Genomic DNA, 12016 nt, shown 5'->3' with positions numbered 1-12016 from the left:
GGCGTACCTCGGACCGGGAAGCCGACCGGGGCGCCGCCCGCTCAGGGCTGGATGTTCTCCAGGTCCTCCAGGAGACCGGGGTGCTTCGGCTCCCAGCCGAGCACCTTGCGGGTGTGGGCGCTGGACGAGGGCTGGTCGGCCGCGAAGATCGGGCCGAGAGTGCCGTACGTCTCGGCGGGCACGGACTCGACCGGCAGGTTCAGCCGGCGGCCGATGACCGCGGCGATGTCCCGGACCTGGTCGCCCTCGTCGGCCACGGCGTGCCAGGCGGTCCCGGCCTCCGCGCCTTCCAGCGCGAGCCGGAAGAGCACCGCCGCGTCGAGCGCGTGCACGGCGGGCCAGCGCTGGGTGCCGTCGCCCGGGTAGCCGGAGACGCCGCTCTGGCGCGCGATGTGGGTCAGCAGACCGGCGAAGCCGCCCGCGCCCTCGTTGTGGACCGTACGCGGCAGGCGCACGGCCGAACTCCTGACCCCGCGCGAGGCCAGGTCCAGGACCGCCGTGACCGCGCGACCGCGACCGCCGACGGGTCCCTCGGTCGGGACCGGGTCGCTCTCGACGGAGGCGCGGCCCGGCACGTAGGGCGTGCCGGAGGCGGTGACGAAGGGGCGGTCGCTGCCGACCAGCGCCTCGCCGAGGGCCGCGAGGGCGGCGGTCTCCTCGGCGACCGCGTTCGCGACCGCTTCGGCGCTGCTGAAGTCGTTGGCGAACGCCAGGTGGACCACCCCGTCGGCGCGCCCGGCGCCGGTGCGCAGGGCGTCCAGGTCGGCGAGGTCTCCCCTGATCGCCTCGGCCCCGGCCGCCTCCGCGGCTCGCGCGGACGCGTCGGAACGGGTGAGTGCGAGGACGGTGTGGCCGTTGCCGAGCAGTTCGGCGACGACGGCGGAGCCGATCAGACCGGTGCCGCCGGTGACGAAGACGCGCATGGAAACACTCCCACAAGTGACGGGACTCTTGTCCCATCACCGTAACAGACTGATGGGACAAGAGTCCCGTCAGATAGGATGACCTCATGAGCCGGTGGGAACCAGGGGCGCGCGAACGCCTCGTCGTGGCCGCCGTCGACCTGTTCACCGAGCAGGGGTACGACGCCACGACCGTCACGCAGATCGCCGAGCGTGCCGGGGTCACCAAGAGCACCTTCTTCCGGCACTTCCCCGACAAGCGCGAGCTGCTGGTCGCGGGGCAGGAGACGCTGAGCCGGCTGCTGGCCGAGGGAATCGCCGAGGCGCCCGCGGACGCCAGCCCGCTGGAGGCGGTCGCCGCCGGTCTCGCGCGCGCCTCGACCGCGATGGGCCCCATGAACCGCGACTTCGCCCCCCGCCTCAAGGCGGCCGTGGCCGCCAGCGCCGAGCTCCAGGAACGGGATGCGCTCAAGAGCGTCAGCCTCGCCAACGCGATGACCAGCGCCCTGGCGGCGCGCGGGATTCCCGGTCCGACCGCCGCCCTCGCGGGCGAACTCGGCCTCCTCGCCTTCAAGCGGGGTTACGCGGTCTGGTCCAAGGGCGACCGCGACGCCGGGGACGACCTGGGCGGGCATCTCGTCACGGCCCTCGATGAGCTGCGCGCGGCGAGCGCGTCGCTGGGCTGAACCGGAGACAGCATGCGGTCACTTGCCCGCGCCGACCGCGTTCATGTGGATCTGAGTGGTCTGGAGGTTCTCGTCGGGGTTGTCGAGCGGGATGTTGATGGTCGCGCCGACGCTCGTGGAGTGGGTCTCGTTGGGCGGCGTGACGGTCATCGTGGTGAAGGTGTAGCCGCTGCCGCCGCTGTTGTTGAACGGGTAGTACAGGACGGCTTCGGTGCGCTCGCCGGGAGCCAGCGTGACGGTAGGCACCTCGCTGCCGGGGCGGCGGGCGACGTTCACGGTGTCCGTGCCGCTCTTCAGGTCGATGCCCGCGAAGCCGTGCATCGTGCAGGAGCCGGAGCCGGTGTTCTTGAAGTGGATCAGCTCCATGCCCTCGCCCGAGATGCCGTGCTCGGCCGAGATGGCCAGGTTCGAGGTCGTGCACATGGTGCCGGCCGCCGACCCGCCGTTCGAGGAGCCGCCGTTCGACGAGCCGGAGCCTCCGGTCGTACCGCCGGAACCGTCGCTGGAGCCGCTGTCGGAACCGCTGCTGGAGCCGTCACCGGAACCGTCGGAGGAGCTGTCCTGGCCGGGCGCGGCACTGGGCGACGACGTGGCGCCGGGGGCACTGGGCGACGCCGTCGTGCCGGAGGCGCTGGAGTCCTCGGGGCCACAGGCCGTGAGCGACATTCCGGCGGCCACGACGACGAGGGCGAGAACCGAGAGCCTCTTACTGCTGCGCATTGCTACTCCGTAAGTCGGGTGCCGGCCCGCCCGTCGCGGACCTTCTGCGCTGATGGAGGCACCCGGCAGGGGCGGCGGTTGCGCGGGGAATCCCACCGGGACGCCCCCGTGACACGCGAGAAGCATGATCAAGACAGACGGAATGCGGTCGTCGCATCCGTCACACGAATCCCCGGCGGCCCGGTGGGCACGTCACCGCACCGGGCCGGTGGTCACTCGTCGTAGGTGATGTTCCCGTGCTCGTCCATCGTGGGGTGGATCTTCGACGGGCCGTACGGGTCGACGTCGGAGGGGCGGGGCGGCTCGGGGCCGTCGGCGCCGACCCGGATCAGCCGCGCGACGCGGGCCACGGAGAACTGCCGGCCGCCGACCTCGAGTTCATTCGCCCGGCCGGCCGCGCGGAACTCCTCGGCGGCGCGGGCGTAGTCGGCCTCCTCGGCCGCGTCCAGCTCGTACATCCGGGGCCACATGGTGGTCAGCGCGTCGGCCAGGGCCCGGCGGGCGGCGTGCGGGGTGGCCAGGATGTTGATGGCCGGCTCCCAGCCGACGTCCGTCCGCTCGACCACCCGGAACGCCGCCGGGAGCAGGACGACTCCCGGATGCGTCCGCAGCGCGGAGCGCGAGTCGGCCCGTACGTCGGCGGGGTAGCGGAGGCTGCGGTAGTGCAGGTCGCGCAGCGCGAGGCGTTCGGCGCTCGCCATCACCCCGGTCGCGGCGGCGTGGTCGATGACGACGTCGCCGTCCAGCTCGGGGTCCGCGGCGCGGTCGTCCCAGTCCAGGACCGCGGGATCGGGGTCGGTGGGGCGCGGCGGCTCGACCTTGCCGTCATGGGTGTAGAAGAACTCGTCGCCGCGGACGACCCGGTAGCGGGTCCCGGCCACGGTCAGCTCGTCGAGGGGTTCCGACTCCAGGCGGTCGACCGCCGACAGCAACTCCCGGCGCAGCGCCGGGTCGTCGGTGTCCTCCTTGGCCCGGAACCAGAGGCGGGAGTTGAGGGCGTCGCGCGACGCCTGGGGGAAGCCGTCCGTCATGGGGGTCAGCAACCGCCATCCGACGTCGCCCGGTGCGCACGCCGCCAGGGCGAAGAGCGGGCCGCGGACGATGTAGTGCCCGTACCGCTGCGCGGCGTCTCTGCGGTCTGCCTCGGCGGCCAATTCGACGGGGTGGCCGCCTAGTTGGACGTTCATGATCAGGTTCTCTGACGCTGTGGGTTCGTCCCCGCTCATGGAGCCATTGTCCCCACACCCGAGCGGCGGCTGTCAGCGAATTGCCTGATACCGCACACCACACGTACGCGACATCGTTGTCAGCAGGGGGCTGAAAAAGGCCGCCCGAAGGCGGCCTTGTCAGGAAAACCATGGGTGTCCGAGGGGGGACTTGAACCCCCACGCCCGATAAAGGGCACTAGCACCTCAAGCTAGCGCGTCTGCCATTCCGCCACCCGGACGGGGTGTGCCACCGCGACCCGCCGGGTCGTGGTGACGGGGTCAACGATACCAAGGATTCGGAGTGCTTCTCACCTGGGATTGCGGCGGGCGGTCCGGCCGGGTGCGGGGCCCGGACGGACGCTGCGGAGCAGGTGGGGGCGGGTGGGGGCTCAGGTGGCGATGCCGATGGCCTGCTTGACGGTGGCGGGGTCGGAGAGGGCGTGGAGCATGAAGTGGGCGACGTCGGCGCGGGAGGCGAGGGCGCCGCCCCGGAGGTTCTGGTCGACGGCGGTGCGGTAGGTGGTGGAGAGCGGCTTGTCGGTGAGGCGGGGCGGACGGACGGAGGTCCAGTCGAGGCCGCTGTCGCGGAGGATGTCCTCCATGAGGGCGAGGTCGGCGAAGTGCTTGCCCAGGAAGAGCTTGCCCATGGGGGCGCCGACATAGCGCATGAGGGGGCCCTCGCCCGGGTCGTGCTTGGGCGGGTTCGGACGGCCGGGCGACGGGGTGGTGGAGACCGGCGCGGCGCTGACGACGACGATCCGGCGGGCGCCGGTGGCCTGCATGGCCTCGACGATGGCGCGGGTGCCGACCGAGGTGATGCCGGTCTGGGCCCGTGAGCTGGGACCGAACGCGGACAGGACGCCGTCGGCGCCCTCGACCGCGCCGCGCAGCGCGTCGGCGTCGGGGTGGGTGAGGTCGGCGGTGACGGAGTGGACGTCCCGGGTGAGTCGCGCCGGATTGCGGACGACGGCCGTCACGTCGTGTCCCGCGTCGACCGCCTGATCGACCAGGAGCCGGCCGATCCCCCCGGTCGCCGCGAAGATCGTGAGCTTCATGTGGTGGCTCCCTGTGTGTGCGTGTGCTGTGCCAGGTTCAACGCGGCGCCCCACCACCGGGTTTCGGGGTGCGGGCGCCGGGCACTTGACGCACGGTCAGGAGCGGCCGTTCAGGGGGCCGGTCAGGAACCGTTGTTCGGGGCCTGCTTCGGACGGGCGGCGATGGCACGGTGGTGCCGTACGACCTCGTCGATGATGAAGTTGAGGAACTTCTCGGCGAAGGCAGGATCGAGCTTGGCGTCCTCCGCGAGGCGGCGCAGCCGGCCGATCTGGTCGGCCTCGCGGGCCGGGTCGGCGGCCGGGAGGTGGTGTGCGGCCTTCAGCTCACCGACCTGCTGGGTGCACTTGAAGCGCTCGGCGAGCAGGTGCACCAGCGCCGCGTCCAGGTTGTCGATGCTGCCGCGCAGGGCGCGGAGTCTTTCCAACGCCTCCTCGTCGCTCACCAGTGAGTGCTCGGCGGTCGGCTGGTCGCTCATCTCGGTCTGCCATCCTGGTCGGTCCGTGGTGCTCGGCGGCGAGTTCCCGATCACCCTACCTATGTCACTCTTGAGGCATGGGACGGGTCACCGAGCGGCGCCGCGTACTGCGGATCAGGGACGGCGTGGCGGGGCACCGCGCGGACACGCTGGTGGCCGAGGAGCCGCTGGAGATCCGGCTGAACGGCAAGCCGCTCGCCATCACGATGCGCACGCCCGGCGACGACTTCGCGCTGGCCACCGGCTTCCTGGTCAGCGAGGGCGTGCTCGCCGCGGCCGACGATGTCAGGTCGGTGGTGTACTGCGCGGGCGCCACCGCGGACGGCGTGAACACGTACAACGTCGTGGACGTCCAGCTCGCGCCCGGTGTCCCGCTTCCGGACATCTCGCTGGAGCGGAACGTTTATACGACGTCGTCCTGCGGGCTGTGCGGCAAGGCCAGCCTGGACGCGGTGCGTACGGCGACGCGGCTGCCGATCACCGATCCGGACTCCCCCAGGCTCACCCCGGCGCTGCTGTCCTCGCTGCCCGACCGGCTGCGCGCCGCGCAGGCCGTCTTCGACCGCACCGGCGGGCTGCACGCCGCCGCCCTCTTCGACGAGCACGGCGAGCTGCTGGACGCGCGGGAGGACGTGGGGCGGCACAATGCGGTGGACAAGCTGGTCGGCCGGGCGCTGCGCGAGGGCCGGCTGCCGCTGGCGGGACACATCCTCATGGTCTCGGGCCGCGCCTCGTTCGAACTGGCGCAGAAGGCCGTGATGGCAGGCATCCCCGTACTGGCCGCCGTCTCCGCCCCCTCCTCGCTCGCCGTCGATCTGGCCGCGGAGTCCGGTCTCACCCTCGTCGGCTTCCTGCGCGGCAACTCCATGAACGTGTACGCGGGCGAGTCCCGTATCGCGCTCGCGGCGGAGCACACCAGGTGACCGGGTCATCGGGTCACCGGCTGATCGGGTCACCGGCTCATCGGATGATCCGCTGAACGGGGCCGTCAGCGGCCGACGTCCCCGTCGTACCGCTCGCGGATGATGTCGGCGTGGCCCGCGTGCCGCGCCGTCTCCTCGATCATGTGGACCAGCACCCAGCGCAGGGACGGCGCCGGGGTCTCGCGCAGGGAGCGGGCGCCGGGGCGTTCGAGGTCGGCGCAGGCGGCGACGGTCTCGTTGCTGCGCAGGGCGGCGGCGCGGTAGGCGGCGATCAGGTCGGCGCCGCTCTCGTCGTCGGACGGCGGGATCTCGTCGTCCCGCAGCGGGAGGTCGGCGCCCTCGTAGGCCCAGACGAACCAGTTGAACTCGACGGCCGTGAGGTGCTTGACCAGGCCGAGGAGGCTGGTGCCCGAGGTGACGCCCGGCGCCTTCGCGACCTCGTCCGGCACGCCTTCCGCCTTGGCGACGACGGCCTCCCGCAGATAGTCGAGGAAGCTCAGCAGCGTCGTCGGCTCATCCGCGTTCAGCCCCGGCGGGCGCAGGTCGCCGCGGAGCGGCGGCGGGTCCGGCTGGTCGCGTGGCGTCGTCGTCCTGGTCATCGCGCCACGCTACCTCCGGGTCCGGCTGGCGTGCCCAGCGTTTCGCGATCACCGCGCAGACCATGAGCTGCATCTGGTGGAAGAGCATCAGCGGCAGTACGGCGAGCCCGGCGCCGGACCCGAACAGCACGGTGGCCATGGGCAGTCCGGACGCCAGGCTCTTCTTGGACCCGGCGAAGACGATGGTGATCCGGTCGGCCCGGTCGAAGCCGAGGCGGCGCGCGCCGAAGGAGGTGAGGCCGAGCATCAGGGCGAGCAGCACCGCCTCCAGGACGAGCAGTTCCGCCAGCCGCGGCACCGCGACCTTGTGCCAGATGCCCTCGGCCATGCCCGCGCTGAAGGCGGTGTAGACGACCAGCAGGATCGACCCGCGGTCGACGTAGCCGAGCACCTTGCGGTGCCGGGTGAGGAACCCGTTGATCCAGCGGCGCAGCACCTGCCCGGCGACGAAGGGCGCGAGCAGCTGGAGGGAGATGTCGAGCAGCGCGTGCGCGTCGACGCCGGAGTCGCCGCCGATGAGGGCCGCGGCCAGCAGCGGGGTGAGGACGATCCCGGCGAGGCTGGAGAAGGACCCGGCGCAGATGGCGGCGGCGACGTTGCCGCGGGCGATCGAGGTGAACGCGATCGAGGACTGGATGGTGGACGGCAGCAGGCACAGGAAGAGGAAGCCGGGGTAGAGCTGCGGCGCCAGGACGTACGGGACCAGGCCGCGGGCGGCCAGGCCCAGCAGCGGGAAGGCGACGAAGGTGGCGGCGAGCACGGTGAGGTGCAGCCGCCAGTGGCGCAGCCCGGTCAGCGCCTCGCCGGTGGACAGCCGGGCGCCGTAGAGGAAGAAGAGCAGCGCGACCGCGCCGTTGCTGGCACGGCTCGCGGTGTGCGCGGCGGTCCCGGTCGCGGGCAGCAGCGCGGCGAAGGCGACGGTGGCGAGCAGGGCCGCGATGTACGGGTCGACGGGCAGCCGCTTGAGCAGCCTCGACCGCTTCGGGGCCCGCGGCGCGGAGTCCGTCGCGGCGGCCCGCGGCGCGGTATCTGTCACGGCCTGCGGCGCGGTGTCCGTCCCGGCGGCCTGCGGCGCGGTGTCTGGCGGGTCCTGCGGCGCGGTATCTGATGGCACCGCTCCAGCATCGTCGGGGCGTCGGCGATCGGGAAGCCCGGTTGCCGTACTCACTGTCATCACGGAACGCGATAGCCGGACTAGACTTGCGGCATGTTCGATCCCGTGCAACTGCGGACCTTCCTCGCCGTGGCGCAGACGCTGAGCTTCACGCAGGCCGCGCAGCGGCTGGGGCTGCGGCAGTCCACGGTGAGCCAGCATGTGCGGCGCCTGGAGGAGGCGGCGGGCTGCCGGCTCTTCGCCCGCGACACCCACGGCGTGGAGCTGACCGAGGACGGCGAGGCGATGCTCGGCTTCGCCCGGACGATCCTGGAGGCGAACGAGCGCGCGGCCGGTTTCTTCACCGGCACCCGGCTGCGCGGACGGCTGCGCTTCGGCGTCTCGGAGGACTTCGTGCTGACCCGGCTGCCGGAGATCCTGGAGGGCTTCAGGCGCGAGCACCCCGAGGTCGACCTGGAGCTGACCGTCGAACTGTCCGGCACCCTCCACCAGTGGCTCGACGCGGGACGGCTCGACCTGTGCCTGGCCAAGCGGCAGGGGCCGAACGGCCCCGGGCAGCTCGTGTGGCGCGACAAGCTGGTGTGGATCGGCGGCGAGCGGCTGCGCCTGGACCCGGACCGTCCGGTGCCGCTGATCGCCTTCCCTCCGCCCGGCATCACCCGCGCCCGCGCGCTGGAGGTGCTGGAGCGCGACGGGCGGGCCTGGCGGGTGGCGTGCACCAGCGCCTCGCTCAGCGGTCTGGTCGCGGCGGCCCGCGCGGGCCTCGGCGTGATGGCGCACGCGCAGGGCCTGGTGCCCGCCGGGCTGGTACGGCTGCCCGCCCGGTCCGGGCTGCCGGAACTGGGTGCGGTGGACTTCGTCCTGCTGCACGGGCGGCGGCAGGCCCGCGCCCAGGACGCGGCCGACGCGCTGGCCGCAGCGATCCTCGCGGGCGGCGACCGGCTGCACAAGCCGCTGCCCTGACCAGGCGCGGGGCTGGACGCGGGGCGGATGACGCGGGGCCGGGCGCGGGGCGCACGTGGCCCCTGGGACAGTGGAGCGCCAGTGACCGGTCGGCGCAGATTTGGTGGAGATAAAAGTACGGCGGCGGAAGCATCGGAAACGGCCGCGTGGGCACGACTCCCTTGTGAGACGCGGTCATACGCCCGCCACCAGCACAGATGTCCGATAACACGGGCCTGCCACGGCCCTCCCGCCCGTGCGGCGGATCGGATAGCTTACGGGCCCCGCACTGTGCGGTATGAGGAGAGCACCCGTTGCGCGAGTTCACCGTCCCCCCCATGGCCACGACGCCACAGGCCGGAGGTTTGGCGGATGCCGTGTTCGGCAACGCACGGCAGGCCCCCGACAAGGTGGTGTTCGGCCGCGCGGACGAGGACGGCGTCTGGCAGGACGTGACGACGAGCGAATTCCGCGACCAGGTGGTCGCGGTGGCCAAGGGGCTGCTGGCCGAGGGCGTACGGTTCGGCGACCGGGTCGCGATCATGTCCCGTACCCGGTACGAGTGGACGCTGTTCGACTTCGCGCTGTGGGCGATCGGCGCCCAGTCCGTACCGGTCTATCCGACCTCCTCCTCCGAGCAGGTGCGGTGGATGCTGCACGACTCGGGCGCGGTGGCGGCGGTCGTGGAGCACGAGGACCACGCCATGACGATCGGCGCGGCCGTGGACGAACTGCCCGCGCTGACCCGGCTGTGGCAGCTCGACTCCGACTGCGTGAGCGAACTGTCGGAGGCCGGGCGGCAGATCGGCGACGAGGTCGTGGAGCGGCACCGCCTCGCCGTCACACCCGACGCCGTCGCCACCGTCATCTACACCTCGGGCACCACCGGGCGGCCCAAGGGCTGTGTCCTCACGCACGCCAACTTCATGGCGGAGACCGAGAACGTGGTGGCCCGCTGGGAGCCGGTCTTCCGGAGCAAGCCGGGCGAGGAGCCGTCCACACTGCTCTTCCTGCCGCTGGCGCACGTCTTCGGCCGCATGGTGGAGGTCGCCGCGGTACGGCACCGGATCCGCCTCGGCCACCAGCCGAGCATGACGGCCGCCGAACTCATCCCGAGCCTCGCCGCCTTCCGGCCGACGTTCGTCCTGGCCGTGCCGTACGTCTTCGAGAAGGTCTACCAGGGCGCGCGCCGCAAGGCGGAGGCGGGCGGCAGGCTCCGGCCGTTCGAGAAGGCGGTCGACGTCGCGGTGCGGTACGCGGAGGCGGTGGAGGCGCGGGCCTTCGGCACCGGACCAGGTCCGAGCACGGGTCTGCGGATGCAGCACCAGCTCTACGAGAAGCTGGTCTACAGCAAGGTCCGCGACGCGCTCGGCGGCCGGGTGCGGCACGGGATCTCGGGCGGCTCGGCGATGGACCGGCGGCTCGGCCTGTTCTTCTCCGGCGCGGGCGTCACGATCTACGAGGGCTACGGCCTGACCGAGACGACGGCCGCCGCGACCGCGAACCCGCCGGAGCAGACGCGTTTCGGCACCGTCGGCCAGCCGGTGCCCGGCACCACCGTGGCCATCGCCGACGACGGCGAGATCTGGCTGAGCGGCGGCCAGGTCTTCCACGGCTACCTCAACAACGCCAAGGCCACCGAGGAAGTGCTGCGGGACGGCTGGCTCGCCACCGGGGACCTGGGCGCGCTCGACGAGGACGGTTATCTGACGATCACCGGCCGCAAGAAGGAGATCCTGGTGACCAGCGGCGGCAAGAGCGTGTCGCCGGTCGCGCTGGAGGAGCGGGTGCGGGCGCACCCGCTGGTCGCGCAGTGCGTGGCCGTGGGCAACAACCGGCCCTTCGTCGCCGCGCTGATCACCTACGACCGGGAGGCCGTCGAGCACTGGCTGCGGATGCGCGGCAAGCCGAATCTGCCCGCCACCGAGCTGGTGCACGACCCGGACCTGGAGGCGGAGATCCGGCGGGCCGTGGTCGCCGCGAACACCCTTGTCTCGCAGTCCGAGTCGATCCGCACCTTCCGCATCCTGGCGGCGCCGTTCTCGGAGGAGCGCGGCACCTTGACGCCGTCGCTGAAGCTGAAGCGGCGGGCGATAGAGAACGCGTACGCGCGGGAGATCGAGGCGCTCTACCGGGGCTGAGGCGGGAGCCCGGCCCGCCGGGCCTGCGTCAGGGAGCCCACGTCAGGGGCTGGCCCTACGCCAGGGGCTGCCGGTCACCGGACGCGGCCGGTCCCCCGGACGCGGCCGGTCCCCCGGACGCGGCCGGTCCCCCGGATGCGGCCGGTCCGCCTGGTGCGGCCGGTCCGCCTGGTGCGGCCGGTACCGCCGCGCCTGACAGGCCGCCGTCCGCCTCGTTGAGCTGCCGGATGCGCGCGCTCAGGTCCGTACGCCAGTCGACGGTCTCGGACTCGACGTGGCCGCGCACCGTCGTGACGAGCCGGGCGATGAGGGCCAACTGGCGCTCGACCTCGGCCGGTTCGAGCGGTCCCGAGGTACGGGCGGCGGCTCCTCCCGGCCCGGCCCGCAGCACGTCGGCGGCCCATTCGAGGCGTACGGCGTTCAGCTCGCCGCGCAGCGCGTGGGCGACGGTGATGTCCCGCATCCAGCCCGCCGACAGCCCGAAGAAGTGGTCGAATCCCTTGCAGCCCGCGGCGAGGGCGAGCAGGACGTATCCCCAGCCCTGCCCGGAGCCGCCGCTCGCCGCGGTGGCCAGCGGCACGGCCGTACCGGCCACCGCGAGGGCGATGGCCAGCGCCTGGAGCGTGCGGGAGGCGGTGCGCTTGCGCCGCTTGTCGCGCTGGTACCAGTCGATGGCGTCCTGCGCCTCCTGCTCGGCCCAGGCGCGCAGCCGCGCCAGCGCCTCGCGCTGCCCGTCCGGTCCGTCGACCGCGATGTCCGGGAAGGGCCTGCCGCCCAGATCGCGGGCCTGCCGTTGCCGCCGCCCGGTCCCGGACGCGCCCGTCGGCGTACCGCCGCCGTCCAGCTCAGTCATCCGGCGAGGTTATCGGCTGCCGCGCCGCCGTCACGTCCGGTCGCGGTAACGCGCCGTTTCTCAGGGCGGGTTCACCGCCGAGCCGTGGGATTCCGCACCCACAAGCCCCGCAGGGCCCCCACCGAGCCCGAGGGGCGCCGTGTGACGCGTATACGGAAACGTGCGGCGCGCTGACGGGACGTGGGGCCGAAGGGCGTGCGCGAGCCATCGCGGTGTCCGGTTCCCGCCGCGCCCGTCCGCGCCGTGCGGGGGACGGGCGGTCGGCGGCACCTGCGGTGCGCTGGAGCGCGCCGCGCTCGGGCCGGTCGGGCCCGGCCGCGCGGAACCGGTGAATCCGGACAACGGTACCCGCCTCGGGCCGGATCCGGACCCTTCGGCCAGACGTAACACTGGCCTC

The 12016-nt window shown here is 72.9% G+C and carries 12 protein-coding genes and 1 tRNA gene; 4 read left to right on the top strand and 9 right to left on the bottom strand.

What is annotated here, in order from left to right:
* Positions 1-41 precede the first annotated feature (41 nt).
* Positions 42-923: an NAD-dependent epimerase/dehydratase family protein gene (locus ACFZAM_RS33075; protein WP_391051363.1), complete on the bottom strand. Its 882-nt coding sequence runs from the start codon at positions 921-923 to the stop codon at positions 42-44.
* Between the two features lie 86 nt (positions 924-1009).
* Here ACFZAM_RS33075 and ACFZAM_RS33070 point away from each other — a divergent pair, with 86 nt between their 5' ends.
* Positions 1010-1588 (top strand): TetR family transcriptional regulator, encoded by a 579-nt coding sequence (locus ACFZAM_RS33070; RefSeq protein ID WP_391051361.1) that lies wholly within the window; start codon positions 1010-1012, stop codon positions 1586-1588.
* A gap of 18 nt (positions 1589-1606) precedes the next feature.
* Here ACFZAM_RS33070 and ACFZAM_RS33065 read toward each other — a convergent pair whose 3' ends face one another.
* The 5 genes from ACFZAM_RS33065 to ACFZAM_RS33045 form a co-directional block, all read right to left on the bottom strand.
* Entirely contained in the window at positions 1607-2308 is a 702-nt protein-coding gene (locus ACFZAM_RS33065) for a DUF4232 domain-containing protein (RefSeq protein ID WP_391051359.1), read from the bottom strand.
* Positions 2309-2520: 212 nt separating this feature from the next.
* On the bottom strand, positions 2521-3534 hold the full coding sequence (locus tag ACFZAM_RS33060) for a DUF5954 family protein (protein WP_391051357.1): 1014 nt from the start codon (positions 3532-3534) through the stop codon (positions 2521-2523).
* Between the two features lie 136 nt (positions 3535-3670).
* Positions 3671-3755 (bottom strand) — tRNA-Leu (locus ACFZAM_RS33055).
* A 150-nt stretch (positions 3756-3905) separates the two neighbouring features.
* Positions 3906-4571 carry an NAD(P)H-binding protein gene (locus ACFZAM_RS33050; RefSeq protein WP_355339358.1) on the bottom strand — a complete coding sequence of 222 codons (666 nt, stop codon included), beginning with the start codon at positions 4569-4571 and terminating at the stop codon, positions 3906-3908.
* Positions 4572-4693: 122 nt separating this feature from the next.
* A complete protein-coding gene (locus ACFZAM_RS33045) occupies positions 4694-5047 on the bottom strand; it encodes a chorismate mutase (RefSeq protein WP_188281279.1) in 354 nt (117 codons plus the stop codon).
* Positions 5048-5124: 77 nt separating this feature from the next.
* Here ACFZAM_RS33045 and fdhD point away from each other — a divergent pair, with 77 nt between their 5' ends.
* Positions 5125-5970, top strand: a complete 846-nt coding sequence (fdhD, locus tag ACFZAM_RS33040) for a formate dehydrogenase accessory sulfurtransferase FdhD (protein WP_391051354.1) — start codon at positions 5125-5127, stop codon at positions 5968-5970.
* Between the two features lie 65 nt (positions 5971-6035).
* On the opposite strand, the gene ACFZAM_RS33035 is transcribed toward fdhD, so the two are convergent.
* Complete coding sequence (locus tag ACFZAM_RS33035) at positions 6036-6569, bottom strand: DUF664 domain-containing protein (RefSeq protein ID WP_391051352.1); 534 nt, start codon at positions 6567-6569, stop codon at positions 6036-6038.
* On the bottom strand, positions 6484-7539 hold the full coding sequence (locus ACFZAM_RS33030; protein ID WP_391051489.1) for a bile acid:sodium symporter: 1056 nt from the start codon (positions 7537-7539) through the stop codon (positions 6484-6486). The genes ACFZAM_RS33035 and ACFZAM_RS33030 overlap by 86 nt, the downstream gene beginning before the upstream one ends.
* Before the next feature lie 237 nt (positions 7540-7776).
* On the opposite strand from ACFZAM_RS33030, the gene ACFZAM_RS33025 reads away from it, so the two are divergent.
* The gene (locus ACFZAM_RS33025; RefSeq protein ID WP_355339349.1) at positions 7777-8646 is read left to right on the top strand and encodes a LysR substrate-binding domain-containing protein; all 870 of its coding nucleotides are present in this window, start codon (positions 7777-7779) and stop codon (positions 8644-8646) included.
* 293 nt (positions 8647-8939) lie between these two features.
* Positions 8940-10766, top strand: a complete 1827-nt coding sequence (locus ACFZAM_RS33020) for an AMP-binding protein (protein WP_391051350.1) — start codon at positions 8940-8942, stop codon at positions 10764-10766.
* A gap of 55 nt (positions 10767-10821) precedes the next feature.
* On the opposite strand, the gene ACFZAM_RS33015 is transcribed toward ACFZAM_RS33020, so the two are convergent.
* A complete protein-coding gene (locus ACFZAM_RS33015; protein WP_391051348.1) occupies positions 10822-11619 on the bottom strand; it encodes an SLATT domain-containing protein in 798 nt (265 codons plus the stop codon).
* Between the last annotated feature and the right edge of the window lie 397 nt (positions 11620-12016).

Origin of the sequence: Streptomyces sp. NPDC008079, from assembly GCF_042957385.1 — a bacterium.
GTDB lineage: Bacteria > Actinomycetota > Actinomycetes > Streptomycetales > Streptomycetaceae > Actinacidiphila.
Note: the sequence above shows the minus strand (reverse complement) of the source record. Positions and strands in the feature narration are given on the sequence as shown.

What these genes read in the sequence shown, in the direction of transcription:
- ACFZAM_RS33060 (WP_391051357.1), bottom strand. Translation starts at nt 3,534, where the DNA reads ATGAGCGGGGACGAACCCACAGCGTCAGAGAACCTGATCATGAACGTC.
- ACFZAM_RS33035 (WP_391051352.1), bottom strand. Translation starts at nt 6,569, where the DNA reads ATGACCAGGACGACGACGCCACGCGACCAGCCGGACCCGCCGCCGCTC.
- ACFZAM_RS33065 (WP_391051359.1), bottom strand. Translation starts at nt 2,308, where the DNA reads ATGCGCAGCAGTAAGAGGCTCTCGGTTCTCGCCCTCGTCGTCGTGGCC.
- ACFZAM_RS33070 (WP_391051361.1), top strand. Translation starts at nt 1,010, where the DNA reads ATGAGCCGGTGGGAACCAGGGGCGCGCGAACGCCTCGTCGTGGCCGCC.
- ACFZAM_RS33015 (WP_391051348.1), bottom strand. Translation starts at nt 11,619, where the DNA reads ATGACTGAGCTGGACGGCGGCGGTACGCCGACGGGCGCGTCCGGGACC.
- ACFZAM_RS33050 (WP_355339358.1), bottom strand. Translation starts at nt 4,571, where the DNA reads ATGAAGCTCACGATCTTCGCGGCGACCGGGGGGATCGGCCGGCTCCTG.
- ACFZAM_RS33025 (WP_355339349.1), top strand. Translation starts at nt 7,777, where the DNA reads ATGTTCGATCCCGTGCAACTGCGGACCTTCCTCGCCGTGGCGCAGACG.
- fdhD (WP_391051354.1), top strand. Translation starts at nt 5,125, where the DNA reads ATGGGACGGGTCACCGAGCGGCGCCGCGTACTGCGGATCAGGGACGGC.
- ACFZAM_RS33045 (WP_188281279.1), bottom strand. Translation starts at nt 5,047, where the DNA reads ATGAGCGACCAGCCGACCGCCGAGCACTCACTGGTGAGCGACGAGGAG.
- ACFZAM_RS33075 (WP_391051363.1), bottom strand. Translation starts at nt 923, where the DNA reads ATGCGCGTCTTCGTCACCGGCGGCACCGGTCTGATCGGCTCCGCCGTC.